Annotated in this window: 23 protein-coding genes; 10 read left to right on the top strand and 13 right to left on the bottom strand. The window is 69.4% G+C overall.

All coding sequences use genetic code 11. The annotated features are described in order from the left end of the window. The first annotated feature begins 93 nt into the window (after nucleotides 1-93). Nucleotides 94-561 (top strand): N-acetyltransferase, encoded by a 468-nt coding sequence (locus FGX59_RS09740; protein WP_138466341.1) that lies wholly within the window; start codon nucleotides 94-96, stop codon nucleotides 559-561. Between the two features lie 126 nt (nucleotides 562-687). Here the strand turns inward: FGX59_RS09740 and FGX59_RS09735 are convergent, their stop codons facing one another. From FGX59_RS09735 to FGX59_RS09715, 5 genes are read right to left on the bottom strand one after another with little or no spacing between them, the layout of a single operon-like run. Further along, nucleotides 688-1,974 carry an amidohydrolase family protein gene (locus FGX59_RS09735; protein ID WP_138466340.1) on the bottom strand — a complete coding sequence of 429 codons (1,287 nt, stop codon included), beginning with the start codon at nucleotides 1,972-1,974 and terminating at the stop codon, nucleotides 688-690. Continuing rightward, nucleotides 1,974-2,888 (bottom strand): ABC transporter permease, encoded by a 915-nt coding sequence (locus FGX59_RS09730; protein WP_138466339.1) that lies wholly within the window; start codon nucleotides 2,886-2,888, stop codon nucleotides 1,974-1,976. Before FGX59_RS09730 ends, FGX59_RS09735 begins: the two co-directional genes overlap by 1 nt. Nucleotide 2,889: 1 nt before the next feature. Next, a complete protein-coding gene (locus FGX59_RS09725) occupies nucleotides 2,890-3,936 on the bottom strand; it encodes an ABC transporter permease (protein WP_138466338.1) in 1,047 nt (348 codons plus the stop codon). Then, nucleotides 3,926-5,434, bottom strand: a complete 1,509-nt coding sequence (locus FGX59_RS09720; protein ID WP_138466337.1) for an ABC transporter ATP-binding protein — start codon at nucleotides 5,432-5,434, stop codon at nucleotides 3,926-3,928. Before FGX59_RS09720 ends, FGX59_RS09725 begins: the two co-directional genes overlap by 11 nt. After that, nucleotides 5,434-6,444 carry a BMP family protein gene (locus tag FGX59_RS09715; protein ID WP_138466336.1) on the bottom strand — a complete coding sequence of 337 codons (1,011 nt, stop codon included), beginning with the start codon at nucleotides 6,442-6,444 and terminating at the stop codon, nucleotides 5,434-5,436. Before FGX59_RS09715 ends, FGX59_RS09720 begins: the two co-directional genes overlap by 1 nt. A 222-nt stretch (nucleotides 6,445-6,666) precedes the next feature. Here FGX59_RS09715 and FGX59_RS09710 point away from each other — a divergent pair, with 222 nt between their 5' ends. Beyond that, nucleotides 6,667-7,428 (top strand): FkbM family methyltransferase, encoded by a 762-nt coding sequence (locus FGX59_RS09710; RefSeq protein WP_138466335.1) that lies wholly within the window; start codon nucleotides 6,667-6,669, stop codon nucleotides 7,426-7,428. Nucleotides 7,429-7,447: 19 nt separating this feature from the next. Here FGX59_RS09710 and pncB read toward each other — a convergent pair whose 3' ends face one another. Then, nucleotides 7,448-8,740, bottom strand: a complete 1,293-nt coding sequence (pncB, locus tag FGX59_RS09705; RefSeq protein WP_138466334.1) for a nicotinate phosphoribosyltransferase — start codon at nucleotides 8,738-8,740, stop codon at nucleotides 7,448-7,450. 159 nt (nucleotides 8,741-8,899) lie between these two features. Here pncB and FGX59_RS09700 point away from each other — a divergent pair, with 159 nt between their 5' ends. After that, the gene (locus tag FGX59_RS09700; protein ID WP_138466333.1) at nucleotides 8,900-9,421 is read left to right on the top strand and encodes a hypothetical protein; all 522 of its coding nucleotides are present in this window, start codon (nucleotides 8,900-8,902) and stop codon (nucleotides 9,419-9,421) included. Nucleotides 9,422-9,469: 48 nt separating this feature from the next. Here the strand turns inward: FGX59_RS09700 and pncA are convergent, their stop codons facing one another. Beyond that, entirely contained in the window at nucleotides 9,470-10,075 is a 606-nt protein-coding gene (gene pncA, locus FGX59_RS09695) for a bifunctional nicotinamidase/pyrazinamidase (RefSeq protein WP_138466332.1), read from the bottom strand. Nucleotides 10,076-10,196: 121 nt separating this feature from the next. Between pncA and FGX59_RS09690 the strand changes: the two genes are divergently transcribed. After that, nucleotides 10,197-11,102, top strand: a complete 906-nt coding sequence (locus FGX59_RS09690) for a rhodanese-related sulfurtransferase (RefSeq protein ID WP_138466331.1) — start codon at nucleotides 10,197-10,199, stop codon at nucleotides 11,100-11,102. A gap of 76 nt (nucleotides 11,103-11,178) precedes the next feature. Then, nucleotides 11,179-12,075 carry a DMT family transporter gene (locus FGX59_RS09685; protein ID WP_138466330.1) on the top strand — a complete coding sequence of 299 codons (897 nt, stop codon included), beginning with the start codon at nucleotides 11,179-11,181 and terminating at the stop codon, nucleotides 12,073-12,075. Here the strand turns inward: FGX59_RS09685 and FGX59_RS09680 are convergent. Next, nucleotides 12,061-13,248: a benzoate/H(+) symporter BenE family transporter gene (locus FGX59_RS09680; protein ID WP_138466329.1), complete on the bottom strand. Its 1,188-nt coding sequence runs from the start codon at nucleotides 13,246-13,248 to the stop codon at nucleotides 12,061-12,063. The genes FGX59_RS09685 and FGX59_RS09680 overlap by 15 nt on opposite strands. Before the next feature lie 77 nt (nucleotides 13,249-13,325). Between FGX59_RS09680 and FGX59_RS09675 the strand changes: the two genes are divergently transcribed. Both FGX59_RS09675 and FGX59_RS09670 read left to right on the top strand, forming a co-directional pair. Continuing rightward, nucleotides 13,326-14,036: a GntR family transcriptional regulator gene (locus tag FGX59_RS09675; protein WP_206078330.1), complete on the top strand. Its 711-nt coding sequence runs from the start codon at nucleotides 13,326-13,328 to the stop codon at nucleotides 14,034-14,036. 41 nt (nucleotides 14,037-14,077) lie between these two features. Beyond that, nucleotides 14,078-15,031 (top strand): hypothetical protein, encoded by a 954-nt coding sequence (locus tag FGX59_RS09670; protein WP_138466328.1) that lies wholly within the window; start codon nucleotides 14,078-14,080, stop codon nucleotides 15,029-15,031. A gap of 4 nt (nucleotides 15,032-15,035) precedes the next feature. On the opposite strand, the gene aroC is transcribed toward FGX59_RS09670, so the two are convergent. Continuing rightward, complete coding sequence (gene aroC, locus FGX59_RS09665; protein ID WP_138466327.1) at nucleotides 15,036-16,136, bottom strand: chorismate synthase; 1,101 nt, start codon at nucleotides 16,134-16,136, stop codon at nucleotides 15,036-15,038. A 102-nt stretch (nucleotides 16,137-16,238) separates the two neighbouring features. Here aroC and FGX59_RS09660 point away from each other — a divergent pair, with 102 nt between their 5' ends. Beyond that, entirely contained in the window at nucleotides 16,239-16,604 is a 366-nt protein-coding gene (locus FGX59_RS09660) for a glyoxalase/bleomycin resistance/extradiol dioxygenase family protein (protein ID WP_138466326.1), read from the top strand. Between the two features lie 10 nt (nucleotides 16,605-16,614). On the opposite strand, the gene FGX59_RS09655 is transcribed toward FGX59_RS09660, so the two are convergent. The 4 genes from FGX59_RS09655 to petA all read right to left on the bottom strand — a co-directional run bounded on the left by FGX59_RS09655 (nucleotide 16,615) and on the right by petA (nucleotide 19,805). Next, nucleotides 16,615-16,893 carry a hypothetical protein gene (locus FGX59_RS09655; RefSeq protein ID WP_138466325.1) on the bottom strand — a complete coding sequence of 93 codons (279 nt, stop codon included), beginning with the start codon at nucleotides 16,891-16,893 and terminating at the stop codon, nucleotides 16,615-16,617. A 160-nt stretch (nucleotides 16,894-17,053) separates the two neighbouring features. After that, nucleotides 17,054-17,860 carry a cytochrome c1 gene (locus tag FGX59_RS09650; RefSeq protein ID WP_138466324.1) on the bottom strand — a complete coding sequence of 269 codons (807 nt, stop codon included), beginning with the start codon at nucleotides 17,858-17,860 and terminating at the stop codon, nucleotides 17,054-17,056. A 17-nt stretch (nucleotides 17,861-17,877) separates the two neighbouring features. Continuing rightward, nucleotides 17,878-19,230, bottom strand: coding sequence for a cytochrome b (gene petB / locus FGX59_RS09645; protein WP_138466323.1), 1,353 nt, complete (start codon nucleotides 19,228-19,230; stop codon nucleotides 17,878-17,880). 14 nt (nucleotides 19,231-19,244) lie between these two features. Continuing rightward, a complete protein-coding gene (gene petA / locus FGX59_RS09640; protein ID WP_138466322.1) occupies nucleotides 19,245-19,805 on the bottom strand; it encodes a ubiquinol-cytochrome c reductase iron-sulfur subunit in 561 nt (186 codons plus the stop codon). 312 nt (nucleotides 19,806-20,117) lie between these two features. On the opposite strand from petA, the gene FGX59_RS09635 reads away from it, so the two are divergent. Both FGX59_RS09635 and FGX59_RS09630 read left to right on the top strand, forming a co-directional pair. Next, a complete protein-coding gene (locus FGX59_RS09635; protein WP_138466321.1) occupies nucleotides 20,118-20,780 on the top strand; it encodes an outer membrane protein in 663 nt (220 codons plus the stop codon). Further along, nucleotides 20,755-21,648 carry an SDR family oxidoreductase gene (locus FGX59_RS09630; protein WP_138466320.1) on the top strand — a complete coding sequence of 298 codons (894 nt, stop codon included), beginning with the start codon at nucleotides 20,755-20,757 and terminating at the stop codon, nucleotides 21,646-21,648. Before FGX59_RS09635 ends, FGX59_RS09630 begins: the two co-directional genes overlap by 26 nt. Nucleotide 21,649: the final 1 nt, after the last annotated feature.

Genomic DNA, 21,649 nt, shown 5'->3' with positions numbered 1-21,649 from the left:
CCCTTTCCCGTTGCGCGCGATCGCCTCTCTGCTACGACATCCCGCGCCGGGCGGGAAGCCCGGCCCGGTCCCGGCCGACCAAGGAGCTGCGCCATGACCCTCCGCCGCCTCGATGCCGCCAGCCCCGAGATTCCGGCCATGCTGGCGCTGATCCGGACGAGCTTCGCCTATATGGAGGCGCGGATCGACCCGCCCTCCTCGATGCTGCGGCTGACCGAGACGGCCCTGCGCGACAGCTGCGCCACGGCCGAGCTCTGGGTGTCCGGCGATCCGATCGAGGCCTGCGCGGTGCTGACGCCGAAGCCCGACGCGCTCTATATCGGCAAGCTCGCCGTGGCCGAGAGCGCCCGCGGCAAGGGCCTCGCCCGGCAGCTGGTGGAACTCGCGGCAGAGCGCGCCAGGGCGGCGGGGCTCGGCTGGCTGGAACTGCAGGTGCGCATCGAGCTTGTCGAGAACCACGCCGCTTTCGCGCGGATGGGCTTCGCCAAGACCGGCGAGACGGCGCATCCGGGCTATGACCGGCCGACCTCGATCACCATGCGCCGGCCCCTGCGCCGCTGATCCGGCCGGGCAACGACGCGGAGCCCGCGATGGCCCGACTCGGCTGCCCTCGGGAAATAAGGCCGAAGGGCAGCCGGGTCGGGCCTTCCCCGGTTTCCCGAGGGCTTCGCGGATTGGCAGGCGGGGTCAGGCCCGGCCCGGCACCGGGCGCCGCCGCCGGACTGATCCGGGCCGGCCCAGCAGGGACAGCGCTGCATCGGCCCGCGGGCTCCGCGCTACCACCTTGCCCTTCGCCACCACCGCGAGCCGCGCGGGACGCAGCCGCAGCGCGTCGACCGGATCGGCGGCATCGAGCACGACCAGCGAGGCCGCGCATCCCGGTGCCAGACCGTAGCCCTCGAGCCCGATCACCTTCGCGCTCTCCTCCGTCACCATCGAGAAGCAGGCGCGCATCTCCTCTGGATGGGTCATCTGCGCCACATGCAGCCCCATGAAGGCGACATCCAGCATGTCCGCCGTGCCAAGGCTGTACCACGGGTCGAGCACGCAATCCTGCCCGAAAGCCACCGGGATGCCCATCGCCCGCAACTCCTTCACCCGCGTCATCCCGCGCCGCTTGGGGAAGCTGTCGTGGCGGCCCTGCAGCACGATGTTGATCAGCGGATTGGGAATGGCGGCCAGCCCCGCCTCGGCCATCAGCGGCAGGAGCTTCGAGACATAGTAGTTGTCCATCGAATGCATCGAGGTCAGGTGCGAGCCGACCGCGCGGCCCTGCAGCCCCAGCCGCTGCGCCTCCATCGCCAGCGTCTCGACATGGCGGCTCATCGGGTCGTCGGTCTCGTCGCAATGCAGGTCCACGGGCAGCCCGCGCTCGGCCGCCAGTTCGCAGAGCGCGGTGACGGAGCGCGCGCCCTCGGCCATGGTCCGCTCGAAATGCGGGATGCCGCCGACCACGTCGACGCCCATGTCGAGCGCGCGCACCGTGTTGTCCCAGGCGGTCGGATCGCGGAACACCCCGTCCTGCGGGAAGGCGACGAGCTGCAGGTCGATATAGGGCTTCACCGCCTCGCGGACCTCGAGCATGGCCTGCACGCCCAGCAGGCGGTCGTCGCAGGTATCGACATGGCTGCGGATATGCAGAAGCCCCATCGAGGCCGCCCAGTCGCAATAGGCCAGCGCCCGCTCCTTCAGCCCCTCGAGCGTCATGATCTCCTTCAGCTCGCCCCAGAGGCCAATGCCCTCCAGCAGCGTGCCCGAGGCATTTACCCGCGGCAGCCCGTAGCTCAGCGTCGCGTCCATGTGGAAATGCGGGTCGACGAAGGGCGGCGAGACCAGGTCGCCGGCCGCGTCGATCACCTCGCCCGCCTCCGCCTCGAGACGCGGCTCCACCGCGGCGATCCGGTCGCCCTTGATGCCGATATCGGCAACGCGCCCGTCGGGAAGCGTGCCCCCTTTGACGATCAGGTCGAACATCAGCGTTCCCCCTTGTTGTACGGCACCATCAGCGCGCCCGGCACCTCGGCGCGGCGCGACATCAGGATCAGCGCCAGGATCGACAGAAGATAGGGCATGGCGAGAAACAGCTGGTAGGGCAGGCCCGCGCCCAGCTCGGTCTGCTGCAGCCGCACCTGGAAGGCGTCGAAGCCGGCGAAAAGCAGCGCGCCAAGGAGCGCGCGGCCCGGCATCCAGGCGCCGAAGACGACCAGCGCGATGCAGATCCAGCCGCGCCCGTTGACCATGTCGAAGAAGAAGGAGTTGAAGGCCGAGAGCGTCAGGAAGCTGCCGCCCACCGCCATCAGCCCCGAGCCGACAGCGACCGCGCCCATGCGCAGGCCGTGGACCGGCAGGCCCTGCGCCTCGACCGCCGCCGGGTTCTCGCCGACGGCGCGGAGCGCCAGGCCCAGCGGCGTGCGGAACAGCACCCAGGCGGTGATCGCCACGCTCGCCAGCGCCGCCCAGGTCAGCACGGTCTGGCTGCCGAGGATTGGCCAGCCGGTCGGCTGGAAGGCCTCGATCCGCGGCGGGGACGAGACCTCGGGCAGGGCGACGCGATAGGCGAAATAGGTCGCCGCGCTCGCCAGCATGGTGATGCCGATGCCCACCACGTGCTGCGACAGGCCGAAGGGCACGGTCAGCGTGCCGTGGATCAGCCCGAAGCAGACCCCGGTCAGGAAGGCGCAGCCCACCCCGGCCCAGAGCGGCAGCCCGGCATAGACCGCGATCCAGCCGGCGAAGGCGCCCGCGACCATGATCCCCTCGATCCCGAGATTGAGCACGCCCGCCCGCTCGCAGATCAGCTCGCCCATCGTGGCGAAGATCAGCGGCGAGGCGATGCGCAGCACCGCGGCCCAGAAGGTGGCCGAGAGGAGGATGTCGGTGATGTCCATGTCAGCCCCTGACCACGCGGAAGCGGCTGAGCATCAGCGCCAGCACCATGAAGAGAAGCGCCGAGGCCAGGAGGATGTCGGCAATGTAGGAGGGCACGCCCGCCGAGCGGCTCATGCTGTCCGCACCGACGAAGATGCCCGCCACGAACAGCGCCGAGACCACCACGCCCAGCGGATTGAGCAGCGCCAGCATCGCCACGACGATGCCGGTATAGCCGAAGCCGGGCGAGATATCGGCGGTCAGGTTGCCCTTGAGGCCCGCGACCTCGGAGAAGCCCGCCAGCGCCGCCAGCCCGCCCGAGATCAGCGCGGTCTTGGCGAGGACCGCGTTCACCGGCATGCCGGCGAAGCGCGCGGCGCGGGCGTTGAGCCCGACGGCGCGCATCTCGAAGCCGAGCGTCGTCTTCGCCTGGACCAGCCAGACGCCGAGCGCGCAGATCAGCGCGATGCCGAAGCCCCAGTGCAGACGCAGCCCCTCGACGATGCGCGGCAGCCGCGCCTCCTTCGGCAACGACGGCGATTTCGGCCAGCCCATGCCCATCGGGTCCTTCATCGGCCCCTCGAGCAGGTAGCCGACGAAGAGCAGCACCACGAAATTCAGAAGCAGCGTCGTCACCACCTCGTCGACGCCGAGCTTCGTCTTCAGGAGCGTCGGGCCGAGCAGCATCAGCGCGCCGGCGACCACGGCGCCCGCGGCCATGGCCGGGATCACCAGCGGGCCGGGCAGGCCGGACTGCGTGCCGATCAGCACGGTCGCCACCGCGCCCAGATAGAGCTGCGCCTCGGCGCCGATATTCCACAGCTTCGCGCGGAAGGCGACGGCCACGGCGAGCCCGGTGAAGATCAAGGGCGTGGCGCGGTTCAGCGTCTCCAGCCGGGCGAATTTCGTGCCGACGGCGCCGTCGACGATCTGGCCCAGCACGGCCAGCGGATTGCCCCCGGCGATCCCGGCCAGCGCCGCGGCGACCAGCACGGTCGCGGCGAGCGCGGCCGCCGGATAGCCGATCCGGCGCGCGAGCGTGGGCGCCTCCACGGGTTCAAGCCGCATCCCGGCCTCCCTGCCCGGCCATCCACAGGCCAAGTTCCTTCACCGTCACCTGTCCCCGCGCGAAGGCCGGGGACAGCTTGCCGTCATGGATCGCATGGATCACGTCCGACAGCGCGCGCAGCTCGTCGAGATCCTCGGAGATCAGCAGCACCGCCGCGCCGCGTTCCCGCGCGGCCAGCAGCTGGCGGTGGACATAGGTCACCGCGCCGATATCGAGCCCGCGGGTCGGCTGGTTGGCCAGGATGATCGACGGGCCCGCCTCCAGCACGCGGCCGAGGATCAGCTTCTGCATGTTGCCCCCCGACAGGAGCCGGATCGGCACCGACGGCCCGGGGCAGCGCACGTCGTAGCCCTCGATGATCGCCTCGGCGCGCTTGCGCGCCCGCCCCCAGTCGAGCCAGCCCTTCCGCGACATCGGCGGGCGGGCGTAGTCTTCCAGCATCGCGTTCTCGGTCAGGTCGAAATCGGCGATCGTGCCGGTGGCGTGGCGGTCCTCGGGGATGCGCGCGATCCCCTGGGCGACGGCCTGCCGGGGCGACCAGGCGGCCAGCGCGGCGCCCTTCAGCTCGGCGGTGCCCGTCTCCGGCACGGCGAGGCCCGAAAGCAGATCGGCCAGCGCCCGCTGGCCGTTGCCCGAAACGCCCGCGATCCCGGTGATCGTGCCCGCGCGCAGCGAAAGCGAGACATCGTCGAGCCCCGGACTGCCCGCGACCGAGACGCCGCCGAGCCGGAAGAGCACCTCGCCCGGCGTCACGGCAGGCACCTCGGGCGGCACGATCTCGGCGCCGACCATCGCCTCGGCCAGCCGGTGGCGGTCGGTCTCGGCGGTCCTCATCTCGGCGACCTTGGCGCCGCGGCGCAGGATCACCACGCGGTCCGCCACGGCCATCACCTCGCCCAGCTTGTGGCTGATGAAGACGACGGCCAGCCCCTTGGCGACCGCCTTGCGGATCGTCGCGAAAAGCGCCTCGACCTCCTGCGGGGTCAGAACGGCCGTCGGCTCGTCGAGGATCAGCACGCGGGCGTCGCGGTAGAGCGCCTTGAGGATCTCCACCCGCTGGCGCTCGCCCACCGACAGGTCCGCGACCCGCGCGGACGGATCGACCGCCAGGCCGAAATCCTGCGACAGCTGCCTGAGCCGCGCCCGCGCCGCGCGCCGGCCCGATGACAGCGAGAAGAGCGGCCGGGTGCCGAGCGCGACATTGTCGAGCACGGTCAGGTTCTCGGCCAGGGTGAAATGCTGGTGCACCATGCCGATCCCGGCCGCCAGCGCGGCGCCGGGCTGGCCGGGGGGCAGTTCCCGCCCGGCGACATGCACGCTGCCCTCGTCGGCGACGTAATGGCCGAAGAGAATGTTCATCAGGGTCGTCTTGCCGGCGCCGTTCTCGCCCAGCAGGGCGAGCACCTCGCCCTCGGCGAGGGCGAAGCCGATGCCGTCATTGGCCAGGACGGGACCGAACCGCTTGGTGATCCCGTCCAGCCGGAGGATTTCGGCCATCAGGCGGCGGGTTCGCTGTCGACGATCTCGACCTCGAACTCGCCCGAGAGGATCTGCGCGGTGCGCGCCGTGACCAGCTCCATGGTCTCGGCCGGGACCTTGCCCTCGAACGTGCCGAGTTCGGACAGCGAGCAGCCGCCATGCTTCATGAAGCTGAACACGCCGTAATCCGCGGCGGTGAACTCGCCGGCCGCGACCGCGGCGGTGGCGGCGTCCATGGTCGGCTCGAAATGCCACAGCGCCGAGGCGACCTCGGTCTCGGGATAGTCCGCCTGGGTGTTGACCACGTTGCCGATCGACAGGATCCCGCGCTCCTTGGCGGCATCGGCCACGCCGAAGCGCTCGGCATAGAGCAGGTCGGCGCCGTTCTCGATCATCGCGAAGGCGGTTTCCTTGGCCTTGGGCGGATCGAACCACGAGCCGATGAAGGCGATCTGGAATTTCAGGTCGGGATTGACCTCCTTCGCGCCGGCCATGAAGGCGTTCATCAGCCGGTTCACTTCCGGGATCGGGAAGCCCCCGACCATGCCGATATTGCCGGACTTGCTCATCGCCCCGGCGATGATCCCCGACAGGTAGCTGGCATCCTGGATGTAGTTGTCGAAGGTCGAGAAGTTCGGCAGATCCGGATCGGCCTTGAAAGAGGAGCCCATCAGGAAGGCGATCTCGGGATAGTCGGCCGCGACCTCGCGGGCCTCCTGCTCGACCGCGAAGGCCTCGCCGATCACCATCTTGGCGCCGCCCTCGGCATATTCGCGCAGCACGCGGGTGTAGTCGGTGTTGGAGACGTTCTCGGAGAACTTGTAGCTGATGTCGCCGCGGGCCTGCGCAGCCTCGGCGGCGATATGGATGCGGCCGACCCATTTCTGCTCCACCGGCACGGTGTAGGCGGCCGCCACCGGGATCGCCGCGCCCTGGGCGCGCAGCAGGCCCGGGGCCAGACCGGCAAGCGCCGCCGCCCCGGCGGTCCGGGACAGAAGCTGGCGGCGGTTGAGGAAAAGGTTCGCCATGGGAAAGCTCCAAGATGATCTGTTTGCCCACACCCTAGCCGCGATGGCGCGATTGAAAAGCGCTCGCGTGCCAAACGGCCCGGTTTTTCCGCATCCGCCTGCAAATTGGTCACCGCCCGGGCGCGGCGCCGGGACGCTTCGCCTTCCGCCGCCGGAGCCGTCATAACGAACCGGTGATGGTGAAGGGCAGGTCGCCCTGCGGGCTGGAGAACGGACAACGGCATGGCAATGAAACAGCGCTTCGGACAGTACTTGCGCGAACAGCATCCCCGGCTCTGGAAGGCGGCCTGCGTGATGCGGCACGGCGATCTGCCCGCGCCGGCCGCGGAGGGCCCCGGCGGCAAGGCCGCGGCCGAGACGGCGCCGAGGGTCAGCCAGGCGACCTTCCTGCCCGCGCTGAAGATGTCGCCCGACTACGTGCTCGATGTCGGCGTCGCCACCGGCTCGCCCGATCTCTACAAGGCCTTCCCCGCCTCCCGCCTCGTGCTGATCGACCCGCAGCGGGGCTTCGAGACCCGGCTGAAGTACCGCCCCGAGAACCCGATCATCATCAACAAGGCGATCGGCGCGGCGGAGGGCGAGATGGTGCTGCATGCGCGGCTGGGCCATAGCAGCCTGCACGAGCGCACCGAGCTGACCGCCAAGGGCGAGACCCGCGACTACAAGGTGGAGATCACCACGCTCGACTCGGTGATCGACACCCTGCCCCCGGCCACCAGCGTCGGCATCAAGCTGGATATCGAGGGCCACGAGCTGGAGGCGATCAAGGGGCTCGAGCGGCATCTGGGCCGCGTGCAGTTCATCGCCTGCGAGGTCTCGGTGATGAACCGCTTCGTCGACGGCTACACCTTCGCCGACGTGGTCGGGCTGCTCGACAAGAAGGGCTTCCGGCTCTACGCGATCCTCAACTCGCCGCATCCGCAGCGGCCGCTGCGCTTCCTCGACTGCCTGTTCCTGCATCGCGACGCGCCCCAGTTCGGCTGAGGCGCGCGGCGGCGCGGGGCTAGACGATGACCTCGCGCCGCGCCTGCTCGCCGACGCCGAAGACGCGCTTGTAGCGCGCGACCTCGGCCTCCGGGCCCATCGCCTTGTTGGGATTGTCCGACAGCTTCACCGTCGGCCGGCCATTGGCCTTGACCGCCTTGCAGACCAGCGAGAAGGGCGCCAGCGCGTCGTCCTCGACCAGCCCGCGGAAATCGTTGGTCAAAAGCGTCCCCCAGCCGAAGCTGGCCCGGACCCGGCCGGCGAAATGCGCATGCAGGCGGAAGATCTCGTCGACATCGAGCCCGTCGGAGAAGATCATCAGCTTGCCGCGCGGATCCTCGCCCTTCGACTTCCACCACTCGATCGCCGCCTCGCCATTGCCGACCGGATCGCCGCTGTCGATGCGGATGCCGGTCCAGCGCGACAGCCAGTGCGGCGCGCGGTCGAGGAATTCCCTGGTGCCGTAGGTATCGGGAAGGATCACCAGCAGGTTGCCTTCGTGCTCTTCCTGCCAGTCCTGCAGCACCTTGAACGGCGCCGCCGCCAGCGCCTCGTCATCCTCGGCCAGCGCCGAATAGACCATCGGCAGCTCATGCGCGTTGGTGCCGATCGCCTCGACCTCGCGGCGCATGGCGATCAGGCAGTTCGAGGTGCCGACGAAATTCGGGCCGAGCCCCTCGAGCATCGCCTGCACGCACCAGTCCTGCCACAGGAAGCTGTGCCGCCGCCTCGTGCCGAAATCGGCGATCTTCACGTCGGGCAGGGTCTTCAGCCGCTCGACCTTCTCCCAGAGCTTGGTCATCGCGCGGGCATAGAGCACCTCGAGCTCGAACCGGCCCATCCGCTCCAGCACGGCGCGGCCGCGCAGCTCCATCAGCACCGAAAGCGCCGGGATCTCCCAGAGCATCACCTCGGGCCAGGAGCCCTCGAAGGTCAGCTCGTACTGCCCGTCGCGCTTTTCGAGGTGGTAGGGCGGCAGGCGCAGGTTCTCGAACCACTCCATGAAGTCGGGGCGGAACATCTGGCGCTTGCCGTAGAACATGTTGCCCCGAAGCCAGGTGCTCTCGCCGCGGCTGAGGCTGAGGCTGCGGATATGGTCCAGCTGCTCGCGCAGCTCGCCCTCGTCGATCAGCTCGGCGAGGCGCAGCGATTTCGTGCGGTTGATCAGGCTGAACGTGACCTGCGTCTGCGGCCCCTTGCCGAAGACCGTCTGGCACATCAGGAGCTTGTAGAAGTCGGTATCGATCAGCGAGCGGACGATCGGGTCGATCTTCCACTTGTGGTTATAGACGCGGGTGGCGATATCGACCATGCACAGTCACTCCGGGTAGCCCGCCCCAGCTTAGAGCAAGCCGCCCGGACTTAGGCAAGGCACCCGGCGCAGGTTGTGGCCAAACTGGCGCAGCCGCCGCCCGGACGGCAACCAAGACGGCAACCAAGACGGCGGCTTCGGACCGCGAAAGGACAGATCATGAGCCCCCTTCCCCTCTGCGCGCTGCTGGCCGGCCTTCTCTGCCTCGGCACCGGCGCCCGCGCCTGGACCTATGGCGACTGGCGCGCGGCGGTCGATATCGGCGCCGAGGGACAGGTCGCGGACTGCAGCGCCGGGACCGGCGGCGACGGCCTGCCGCGGCTCTTCGTGTCGATGCGCCCCGGGGACGGCACGCCGCGGATCTGGCTGGAGGAAAGCGCGCCGCGGCACTACCCGACCGCGCTGAAAGACGGGCAGGCGGCGGAGTTCTCGGTCGACGGGACGGTCCTGGCCGGCACCCCGGCGACGGCCGGGCTCGATGACGAGGGGATCATGCAGGCCCGGGCGGAGGTGCCCGCGGACGTCGCGGAGGCCGTGCTGCCGGCCATGGCGGCGGGCAGCGCGATCAAGGTCTCGACGGGTGGACGGCTGGTCGCCGAGCTGCCGCTCCGGGGCTTCACCGCCGCCTATCTGAAAATGGCCGAGCTCTGCGGCCGCGACGGCGCCCTGATCGGCCGCTGACACCCCGGCGCAGCGCCGCCCGGCCCCTGCCAGGTGGCTCAACGGCGTTCAGGTCAGCGTCACGCCGGCCGCGCGCATCGCCTCGAGCGCGGCCTCCAGCGAGCCCTCGAGATCGATGCCGCGCGCCGCCTTCAGCACCAGCTCGGTCTGGTAGCCCAGCCGCATCGCGTCCACGGCCGAGAAGTTGACGCAGAAATCCGTCGCCAGCCCGCAGAGCACCAGCCGCGTCACGCCGCGGTCCTGCAGGTAGCCATGCAGCCCGGTCGCCGTCGTGCGGTCATTCTCGAAGAAGGCCGAATAGCTGTCGATCCCCTGGCGGAAGCCCTTGCGGACGATCATCTGCGCCGGGTCCGTGCGCAGCCCGGGATGGAAGGCCGCGCCCTCGCTGCCCTGGATGCAGTGCTCGGGCCAGAGCACCTGCGGGCCGTAGGGCATCTCCACCATCTCGAAGGGCGTCTTGCCGGGATGGCTGCTGGCAAACGAGCTGTGCCCGGCCGGGTGCCAGTCCTGGCTGAGCACCACGGTGGAGAAGTCCTCCATCATCGCGTTGACCGGCGCGACCACCTCGTCGCCGCCGGGCACGGCCAGCGCGCCGCCGGGGCAGAAATCGTTCTGGATGTCGATGACGACAAGGGCGTCGGTGTCCGGGCGCATGTAAGGTCTCCTTGGCAATTCCACATGGCTAAGGCCGCCGGGGGCCGGACGTCAACGCTCCTGCCGTGCCAGGCTGGCTAGCCCCTTGCCCGCACCGCGCCGGAGGCGTATCGGAACGCCCATGTTCACCGTCGCCGCGCTCTACCATTTCACGCCCTTTCCCGACCCGGCCGCCATCCAGGGCCCGCTGGCGAAGATCTGCTGCGCCAATGGCGTGAAGGGCACGCTTCTTCTGGCGCAGGAAGGCATCAACGGCACCATCGCCGGCCCGCGCGAGGGCATCGACAAGGTGCTGGCGCATATCCGCGCCCTGCCCGGCTGCGCCGATCTGGCCTGGAAGGAAAGCACCGCCGCCGAGGCGCCCTTTCCGCGCATGAAGGTGCGGCTGAAGCGCGAGATCGTGACCATGGGCCAGCCCCAGGTCGATCCCCGCGCCGCCGTCGGCCACTATGTCGAGCCCGCCGAGTGGAACGCGCTGATCTCGGCGCCCGACGTGGCGGTGATCGACACCCGCAACGACTACGAGGTCGCCATCGGCACCTTCGAGGGCGCGGTCGATCCCGAGACCGCCAGCTTCCGCGATTTCCCTGCCTGGTGGGAGGCCAATCGCGAGCGCTTCCACAACAAGCGGATCGCGATGTTCTGCACCGGCGGCATCCGCTGCGAGAAATCGACCAACTACCTGATGGGGCTGGGCATCGAGGAGGTCTACCACCTCAAGGGCGGCATCCTGAAATACCTCGAGGACGTCCCCGCGGAGGACAGCCTCTGGCGCGGCGACTGCTTCGTCTTCGACGGCCGGGTTTCGGTCGGGCACGGGCTGAAGGAAGGCCCGCATGTGCTCTGCCATGCCTGCCGCCGCCCGATCCTGCCCGAAGACCGCGAGCGTCCGGAATTCGAGGACGGGGTGAGCTGCCATCACTGCGTCGCCGAGACCTCCGAGGAGGACAAGGCGCGCTTCCGCGAGCGGCAGAAGCAGATCGCCCTGGCGAAGGCCCGGGGCGAAGAGCATCTCGGTCCGCGCTGACTGGACCTGACGTCAGGCGGCTCTGGCCTCATCCGCCGCGCTTTACCGGCGCTGCGGACCTGCTAAAGCGCTAGTCATGACCAGTTCCTCCCGTCTCGACCTCGTGGCCGTCGCCATGGGGGTCGCCTTCTCCTTCATGTGGTCCTCGGCCTTCAGCTCGGCCCGGATCATCGTTGCCGAAGCGCCGCCGATGCTGTCCCTGGCGCTGCGCTTCGCCATATCCGGTGCCATCGCCGTGGCCATCGCCGCCTCGCTCGGCCAGACGATCCGGCTCAGCCGCCAGCAATGGATGATGACCGCCGTCTTCGGCATCTGCCAGAACGCGCTCTATCTGGGGCTCTACTTCATCGCCATGCAGACCGTGCCGGCCTCGGTGGCGACGATCACCGCTTCGACCATGCCGCTGCTGGTCGCGCTGATGGGCTGGGCCTTCCTCGGCCAGCGGCCGACGCCGCTCGGCTGGACCGGGCTGGCGGCAGGGCTCGCCGGCGTGGCGCTGATCCTCGGCCACCGCATCTCGGGCGGGGCCGACCTTGCGGGGCTGGCGCTCTGCGGGCTCGGGGTCGCGGCGCTGGCGATCGCCACGCTGGTGATGCGCGGCGCCTCCTCGGGCGGCAACCTCCTGATGATCGTCGGGCTGCAGATGTTCGTCGGCTCCGCAGCGCTGGCCGTGGCCGGCGGGCTGACCGAGACCTGGGATGTCATCTGGACGCCGCGGCTCGTCGGCGCGCTGGCCTATACCACCGTGGTGCCGGGGCTGATCGCGACCTTCGTCTGGTTCCTTCTGGTGCAGCGGATCGGCGCGGTGCGCGCCGCCACCTACCACTTCCTCAACCCGGTCTTCGGCGTCGCCGTGGCCGCGGCACTGCTCGGCGAGGCGCTGTCGCTGTGGGATCTGGCCGGGGTTCTGGTGGTCGCGGCGGGCATTCTCTGCGTGCAGATGTCGCCGCCCAGGGTGTCACGCCCGTCCTGAGGCGGCCTTCTCCGCCAGCAGCAGGAGCCCGCCGGCCAGCATGCCCCAGAAGGCCGCGCCGATGCCGAAGAGGCTGATCCCCGAGGCCGTGGTGACGAAGGTCACCACCGCCGCCAGCCGGTGCTCCTCGTCCTGGATCGCCGTCACCATCGCCCCGCCCAGGCTGGTCAGCAGCGCCAGCCCCGCCACCGCCTCGATCAGCAGGGGCGGCGAGGCGGCGATGAAGCTGGCGGCGAAGCCCGAAACCATGGCGATCGCCAGATAGGCCACGCCGCAGATCGTGCTGGCCAGGAAGCGGCGCGACCGGTCGGGCCCCGCCTCTGGGCCGGCGCAGAGCGCAGCGGTGATCGCCGCGAGGTTCAGCGCATGGCCGCCGAAGGCCGCCGCCCCCATGCTCGCCAGCCCGGTGGAAACGAAGAGCCGCGAGGTCGCCGGCTCGTAGCCGTTCGAGCGCAGCACCGCGAGCCCGGGCACGTTCTGCGAGGCCATCGTCACGATGAAGAGCGGCACCGCGATGCCGAGCGCCGGGACCAGGTCGAAGACCGGCCGCACCAGCATCGGCGCGGGCAGCGCGAAGGCGGCGGCGCCCTCGGGCAGCGAGGTGCTCAGCGCCACGACGGCGACCGTGACCGCCACCGCGATCAGCACCGCATAGCGCCGCGCGAAGCACCAGCCGGCCAGCCAGGCCAGGACGATCGGCAGGGCCAGCGCCGGCATCTGCTCCACCGCGCGCACCGGCGCCAGGCAGAGATCGAGCAGCACCCCGGCCAGCATCGCCCCGGCCAGCGGCAGCGGGATCGCCGAGACCGCGCGGGCCAGCGGCCGCCAGAGCCCCGCGATGACGATCAGCGCGCCGCAGATCAGGAAGGCCGCCACCGCCACGCCGTAGCCGCCGCCCGGCACCCCCGCCCCGATCAGCAGCGCCGCGCCCGGGGTCGACCAGGCCAGGCTGATCGGCTGGCGCATCCAGAGCCCCAGCCAGATCGCCAGCGCTCCCTGCAGGAGGCAGAGCGCGAAGAGCCCCGAGGCGGCCTCTGCCGGGCTCGCCCCGACCCCGGCCAGCCCCTGCAGCACGATGGCGAAGGAGCTGGAGAACCCGACGATCGCCGCCAGGATGCCGGCGGTGAGCGGCTGGACAAGCGATGCCTTGGCGGCCGGAACAGGGTCGGACATGGGAAATCTCGCTGCGGGATACTGGACCTTTCCCCGGCTTGTGCCATAATTGGATCCAATCAGCAATTGGATATCGGATGCAGATGAAACCCGATCTCGCCGCCCTGGTAGCGGCCGGCGGCGGCCGCCACCGCACTGCCACCCAGCATGTCGAGGCGGCCCTGCGCGACGCCATCCTGTCGGGCCGGCTGCCCGGCGGCACGCCCCTGCGGCAGGAGGAACTGGCCCAGGCCTTCGGCGTCAGCCGCATGCCGGTGCGCGAGGCGCTGCGCCAGCTCGAGGCGCAGGCGCTTCTGGATTTCGTGCCGCACAAGGGTGCGGTGGTGACCGAGATCTCGGCCGCCGACGCCGCCGATCTCTACGCGATCCGCATGGCGCTGGAGCCGGCCTGCCTCGAGCGCTCGATCCCGCATCTGCAGCCCGAAGATCTCGCCGCCGCTGCCGAGCTGCTGGAGGAGATGGACCTCAATGCCGATCCCGGCCGCATGGGCGAGCTGAACCGGCGGTTCCATCTGGTGCTCTACAGCCGCGCCGGACAGCCGAAGCTGCTGGCGCTGACCGAGAATGCGCTGAGCTCCTTCGACCGCTACCTGCGCTTCCACCTGGCCGCGCATGGCCGGGCGCACCTGTCCCAGGAGGAACACCGTGACATGCTGGAGGCGGCCCGGGCCGGCGACATCCCCCGCGCCACCCGGGTGCTGCGCCGCCATCTCGACACCGCCGCTGCGACCATCGCCGCCTTCTTCGCCGCCCGCGGCACGGGCGCAGAGCCGGGAGGGAATTCTTAACGCCCCGGCCGCTAGTCTTCGGCGAGCCAGGGAGAACCCGCATGAGCAGCAGAGACCGGCAGACCGCGCCGCGTGTCCGGGCCGCCAGGGGGCGGGTCCTGCAGGCGGCCTGCGCGCTCTTCCTCCTGGCCTGCCCTGCCGCCGCCGGGCTCTATCCCGCCGACCGGCTGGAGGCGGAAAGCGCGCGCATCGCGCCGCTGGTCCGCGCCATCTTCCGCGACATCCGCGCCGCCATCCCCGAATTCGACCAGAGCCGCGCCCGCGACCTGTCGCTCTCCGTGCCGCTCGACGGGCCGACGCCGCTCTATTTCGGCACGCGGCAGGCACGCAGCATCGTGGTGATTCCGGTCGAGTCGGTCCTCTTCCTCGAAGATTTCGCCGCGCTCGACGCGATGTTCGAGTTCCGCGGATGCGACCGCGGCTGGCTGCAGAGCTATGCCAGGGCGCTGGGACGGCACCGCACGGTGCCGCCGCCGCTCGACGCCTTCGGCATCACCCCCGAGGACCGCGCCGGCTTCCTCGCTGCCGATCTTGCCGTCCGCGCGGTCACGGCCTCCACGCTGCCCTTCCTTGTCGCCCACCAGATCGGCCATGTGCTGCAGTCCGGCCCTGCGCCGGCAGGGGGCAGCTTTCCGCCATCTGCGGAGCTGGCTGCCGACCGCTTCGCCATGGACCGCTTCGCCGAGCGGCAGAACCGGCCCGACGGGCTCGGCCTCTATTTCCAGCTCCAGGCCTGGCAGGATCCCTCCGGCGGCGGGCAGCACCCGCTTGCCGCCGAGCGGATGGAGACGATCGGCCGCCGGATGCTGCAGGACCCCGATCTCTATGCCGACATGCGCGGCGGCGACCGGGCCCGCTGGCAGCTGGACGTGCTGGCATACGACCTGATCGGCATGTCGCGGCTGATGCAGGGCGGCCAGCTGGCCGGGCATCGCGACACGGTGCTGGACCGCGACTACCCCCAGCGGGGGATGGAGGGGGCCTGCCCCTCCTAGCCGGCTAGCCGATCCGGCCGCGGATCCCGCCGGTCTGGCCGCGGTCGAGCAGCAGGTGGTCGAGGATCACGCAGGCCATCATCGCCTCGGCGACCGGCACGGCGCGGATGCCGACGCAGGGATCGTGGCGCCCTTTGGTGATGATCTCCGCATCCTCGCCGGACTTGGTGATGGTCTTGCGCGTCGTCAGGATCGAGGAGGTCGGCTTCACCGCGAAGCGCACCACCAGCTCCTGCCCGGTGGAAATGCCGCCGAGGATGCCGCCGGCATGGTTCGAGGAAAAGACCGGACCGTCCGGGCCCATCGAGATCTCGTCGGCATTCTCGGCCCCGGTCAGCGCCGCCGCCGCCATGCCTTCGCCGATCTCGACGCCCTTCACCGCGTTGATCGACATCATCGCCGCCGCCAGATCGGTGTCGAGCTTGCCGTAGACCGGCGCGCCGAGCCCTGCGGGCACGCCCCTGGCCGTCACCTCGACCAGCGCGCCGACGCTGTCGCCGGACTTGCGCAGCCCGTCAAGATAGGCCGCCCAGTCCTCGGCCGCCTGCGGATCGGGGCACCAGAACGGGTTCTTCGCGATCTCGGCCGCGTCGAAACGGGCGCGGTCGATCGCCTTCGGTCCCATCTGCACCATGTAGCCCGAGATCTCGAGCCCCGGCACCAGCTGGGCCAGCGCGGCCCGCGCCACCCCGCCGGCCGCGACCCGCGCCGCGGTCTCGCGCGCCGAGGAGCGGCCGCCGCCGCGGTAGTCGCGGATGCCGTATTTCTGCCAGTAGGTGATATCGGCATGGCCGGGGCGGAATTTCTCGGCGATGTCGCCGTAATCCTTCGAGCGCTGGTCGGTATTGCGGATCATCAGCTGGATCGGCGTGCCGGTGGACAGCCCCTCGAAGACGCCGGACATGATCTCCACCTGGTCGGGCTCGCGCCGCTGGGTGGTGAACTTGTTCTGGCCGGGCTTGCGCTGGTCGAGCCAGACCTGCAGGCTGTCCTCGGTGACCGGCACGCCCGGCGGGCAGCCATCGACGGTCGCGCCAAGCCCCGGCCCGTGGCTTTCGCCCCAGGTGGTGACGCGGAAGAGATGTCCGAATGTGTTCAGGCTCATGCGCAGGCTCCCTTTCCGCGGCGGTCTAGCCGCTGCGGGCGGGCCGCTCAAGCCGGAACCGCCGCCGCAGACCGGCGTTGGCCATGCAGAGGGAGACACGCCATGTACAAGCCCGACGGATATACCGATCTTTCGCCCTACCTGGTCGTCGGCGACGCGGAGGCCTGCCTGGGCTTCGCCCGCGCCGTCTTCGGCAGCGAGCCGCTGCGCCTCCACCGGCGCGAGGACGGCAGCGTGATGCATGCCGAGATCCGGATCGGCGACACGGTGGTCATGCTCGGCCAGGCCGAGGAAGGCACGGACGCCAACCTGCATGTCTACTGCCCCGACGCCGTCGCCACCTGGGAGCGCGCCCTCGAGGCCGGCGGACAGGTGGTCAAGCCGCTGGCCCGCCAGCCCGACGGCGACACCCGCGGCGGCATCCGCGGGCCCTGCGGCACGGTCTGGTGGATCGCCTCGGCGGGCTGAGCGCTCAGGTTCAGGTCCGGGTCAGCGCGACGACCTCGCCGCCGCGGTCGACGGTGCAGCGGAAGCTCTCCGCCCCCATGAAGACGTCGTAATTGCCGATGCCCGCGACATCCGCGGTGACCGGGCGCGCCGAGATCTTGGCGATATCGACGCCCTCGCTGGCCTCGACCTGCTGGCGGCAGGCCAGCGCGCCGGGATCGCCGCCCGCCGCCGCGGGCTCTTCGGCGGAGCAGCTGGCCAAGGCGATCAGGGCGGCTGCCGGGAGGAGCAGGGTAGCGGTGCGGGTCATGTCGGCGACGTCCTTCATGCAAATTCCGGTTGCATTCAGGAAGACATATCGAACCTCCCGCGGGATGCCCGCAGATCGTCGCAGCCGGCCCCGAACCGGCTCCTGAAAACGAAAGCGCGCCCCGGAGGGCGCGCCTGGTAGTCCTGGAAGCGGGCGGGGATCACTCCGCCGGCTTGGCCGCGGCCTTGGCGGCCTTCTTGTGCGGCGCCCAGATCCGCTTGTTGGTCAGGTAGAGCAGCGCCGACAGCACGATCAGGAAGGTGACGGCGGTGAAGCCGGCCTGCTTGCGCGCCATCATCTTCGGCTCTGCCGTCCACATCAGGAAGGCGGCGACATCCTCGGCCATGTGGTGGATGTCGTTCGGGTGCCCGTCCGCGAATTCCACCAGCTCGTCCGACAGGGGCGGCGGCATGGCGATCCAGCCGCCCGGGAAGGCGGTGTTCTCGTAGAAGAGCGTGCCCGCCTGCTCCTTCTCCTCGCCGGTATAGCCGGTGAGGATCGCGACGATGTATTCCGGCCCGCCGATGCCGTTGACCAGCTGGTTCAGGCCGGTGCCGAGCGGCCCGTGGAAGCCGGCCCGCGCCTTCGCCATCAGGCTGAGATCGGGCGCGTTCGACAGCGCGGAATGCGGGAAATGGTCGGTCGGGATGCCCGGCCGGGTGTCGTCGAGCTCGGCATCGAAGATGTCGAAATTCCCTGCATAGGCCCGCACCTGGTCCTCGGGCAGCGCGGGGCCGCCCTCGTCCGCGAGGGTGCGGATCGGCACGAATTTCAGCCCGTGGCAGGCCGAGCAGACCTCGGTATAGACCTGCAGGCCGCGCTGCAGCTGCATCTGGTCGAACCTGCCGAAGGGCCCCTCGAAGGAGAAATCCACGTCATGGACATGGCCCCCTTCGGCGGCCAGGCTGGCGCCGGCAGCGAGGGACAGGAGCGCGGCGGCAGCGGTAAGCGTCAGTTTCCGGATCATGAGACCTGTGTCCTTTCTCATTCGGCCGGGGTCGACACAGGTTTCGGGCCCGCCTTGGGCTCCTTCACCTTGCCGTAGTGGTCGATGAAATCCTGCTCCACCGTCGCGACCTGCGGCAGCGGCTTCTCGAACACGCCCAGCAGCGGCAGGATCACCAGGAAATAGGCGAACCAGTAGGTCGAGCCGATCAGCGCGATGATCGGGTAGATGCCCTCGGCGGGCATCGCGCCGGCCCAGGTCAGCACCACGAAGTTGACGCAGAAGACGTAGAAGAAGCCCTTGAACATCGGCCGGTAGCGGCCCGAGCGCACCGAGGAGGTGTCGAGCCACGGCACCAGCGCCATGACGACGATCGCGCCGAACATGGCGATCACGCCGAAGAACTTGGCGTCGATGATCCCGAAGGACAGCTTGTTGGCGATGATCACCACCCAGACATCGGCGGTGAAGCAGCGCAGGATCGCGTAGAAGGGCAGGAAGTACCATTCCGGCACGATATGCGCGGGGGTCGCCAGCGGGTTGGCCTCGATGTAGTTGTCGGGGTGCCCGAGATAGTTCGGCATGAAGCCGACGATCGCGAAGAAGATCACCAGCACCACGGCGAGCGCGAAGAGATCCTTGATCACGAAATACGGCCAGAAGCTCAGCGTGTCCTTCTTCACGGTGTCTTTATCGGTCGTGCGCACCGGAACCCCCGACGGGTTGTTGTTTCCGGTGTGGTGGAAGGCCCAGATATGGACGACGACCAGCGCGGCAATCACGAAGGGCAGCAGGTAGTGCAGCGAGAAGAACCGGTTCAGCGTCGGATTGCCCACGGCCGGCCCGCCGAGGAGCCAGGTCTGGATCGGCTCGCCGATGAAGGGGATCGCGCCGAAGAGGCCGGTGATCACCGTTGCGCCCCAGAAGGACATCTGGCCCCAGGGCAGCACGTAGCCCATGAAGGCGGTGCCCATCATGCACAGGTAGATCAGCATGCCGATGATCCAGGTGATCTCGCGCGGGGACTTGTAGGAGCCGTAGAACAGGCCGCGGAAGATGTGCAGGTAGACCGCGACGAAGAACAGGGAGGCGCCGTTGGCATGCAGGTAGCGCAGCATGTGGCCGCCATTGACGTCGCGCATGATGTGCTCGACCGAGGCGAAGGCCAGGTCGACATGCGGCGTGTAGTGCATCACCAGCACGATGCCGGTCACGATCTGCAGCGCCAGGCAGAAGGCCAGGACGATGCCCCAGATCCACATCCAGTTCAGGTTCTTGGGCGTGGGGATCATGATCGTGTCGTAGATGAGCCCGATGATCGGCAGGCGGGAATGGACCCACTTCTCGGCGCCGGTCTTGGGCTCGTAATGGTCGTGAGGAATTCCGGACATCCCGTCTCTCTCCCTTACCCGAGCTTGATCGTGGTTTCGTCTTCGAAGGCGGCGACCGGAACCGGAAGGTTCTGGGGCGCCGGCCCGCGGCGAATCCGCCCGGCGGCATCGTAATGCGAGCCGTGGCAGGGGCAGAACCAGCCGTGGTAGTCGCCGGCATTGGCCAGCGGGACGCAGCCCAGGTGGGTGCAGACGCCCATCATCACCAGCCATTCCTCGTTGCCGGGCATGGCGCGGTTCTCGTCGGTCGCCTCGGCGGAGGGATCGAGATTGCCGTTGCGGGCATTGGTGTCGACCAGGTCGGTCAGCGGCACGCCCTTGGCGTAGTCGATGTCCTCCTGGGTGCGGCGCCGGATGAAGACCGGCTTGCCGAGCCACTGCACGGTCAGCTGCGTGCCGGACTCGATGCCGCCGACATCGACGCGGATGGAGGACAGTGCCGAGACATCTGCGCTGGGGTTCATCTGGTTCACGAGCGGCCAGACCGCGGCGCCGGTGGCCACGACACCCGCTCCGGCGGTCGCATAGTATAGGAAGTCGCGGCGGGTACCTTCGTGATCGTCTGCGTGGGACACGACTAATCTCCGAGCTGTTTAACGAACCACCACATTCGGATTTCTGAGTCCCGTTTGCAGTAGTGGGTGCGTGAATATGCATTCCTCTCCAGACCGTCTAGCAGACAATCTAGCGCGTTGGGTCGAAACGACGCAGGGGCCTTGCATCCCCCCGCAACCAGGCAACAAGACACGCTCCCGGGTTATTTTGCAACATAGAGAAAAATGTGTTCACGGATCGTGGACACGGCTTTCGGCCGCGCGGAAAACGTCATAGTTTGTAAATGCTTTCGAGCTCATGCTCAGCCTGCCACAGAAATCCGGAAGACTCCGATGACGCTTCGCACGATCACAGCCGCTCTTGCAGCAACCTGCGCCCTCATGGCCGCCGGAACCGCCCAGGCGGAGTTCGAGATCAGCGTCTATTCCGGCTGGCAGACCTCGCCGCATTCGACGGTCGAGGGCTCCGACCCGTCGGGCATCGGCGACTTCGATTTCACCGCCGGCTGGGAAGGCCGCTCGTCCGAAATGCCGCCCTACTGGGGCGTGCGCGGCACGTGGTGGCGCTCGGACATCCTGGGCTACGGCCTGGAGTTCACCCATGCCAAGGTCTATGCGGATGACGACACGCTGAAGGACAACGGCTTCGAGACGCTGGAATTCACCGACGGCCTGAACATCATCACCGCCAACGTGATGCGCCGCTTCCCCGGCGTGACCCGCGACTGGACCCCCTATGTCGGCGCCGGCCTCGGCATCGCCGTGCCGCATGTCGAAGTCGAGACCACCGGCGACAAGACGTTCGAATACCAGTTCGGCGGCCCGGCCGTCTCCTGGGTGGCCGGCGTCAGCTACCCGATCAACGACAGCTGGAAGATCTTCGGCGAGTACAAGGGCAGCTATTCGCAGAACAAGGTCGACCTCGACGGCGGCGGCGATCTGGAAACCAACATCGTGACCAATGCCCTCAATGTCGGCGTCAGCTTCGCCTTCTGATCCCCTGCGCGGCACGCTGCTTTCCTTCGGACACGGCTATTCCGCCGCTGCGCTCGCGCGGCGGCTTCTGCCTTTGGGCTGGCAGGTCACCGGCACCACGCGCAAGGCGGAGCGCGCGGCAGAGCTGGCCGCGGCAGGCATCACCCCGCGCCTCTGGCCCGGCGAGGCGCTCGGCGACGACATCGTCCGCGCCACCCATATCCTCGTTTCGGCCGGCCCGGATGCCGAGGGCGACCCGGTGCTGCGCGATTTCGCCGGGGCGATCGCCGCGCGCGGCAGCGACCTGCGCTGGATCGGCTACCTCTCTACCACCGGCGTCTATGGCGACCACCAGGGCGGCTGGGTCGACGAGTCGACGCCGCTTTCGCCCTCGACCCGGCGCGGCCAGTGGCGGATGGAGGCCGAGGCCGCCTGGCAGGCGCTCGCGGCCAGGGCCGGGCTGCCTCTGCACATCTTCCGCCTGGCCGGCATCTACGGCCCGGGCCGCGGCCCGTTCGAGAAGGTGCGCCAGGGCACGGCGCGGCGGATCGTCAAGCCTGACCAGGTCTTCAGCCGCATCCATGTCGAGGACATCGCCCAAGTGCTGGCCGCCTCGATCGCGCAGCCCCGGCCCGGCGCCATCTACAACCTCTGCGACGACGACCCGGCCCCGCCCGAGGACGTGATCGCCCATGCGGCGGAACTGCTCGGCCTGCCCGTGCCGCCCGCCATCCCCTTCGACGAGGCCGAGATGACACCGATGGCGCGCAGCTTCTATGCCGAGAGCAAGCGCGTCCGCAACGACCGCATCAAGGAGGAGCTGGGCGTCCGCCTGCTCTATCCCGGCTACCGCGACGGGCTGGCCGCGCTGCTGGCAAGCGGGACCTAGC

This window comes from Poseidonocella sp. HB161398, assembly GCF_005870025.1.
In the GTDB taxonomy this organism is placed as follows: Bacteria; Pseudomonadota; Alphaproteobacteria; order Rhodobacterales; family Rhodobacteraceae; genus Mangrovicoccus.
This window is presented reverse-complemented; position numbering and strand designations above follow the sequence as displayed.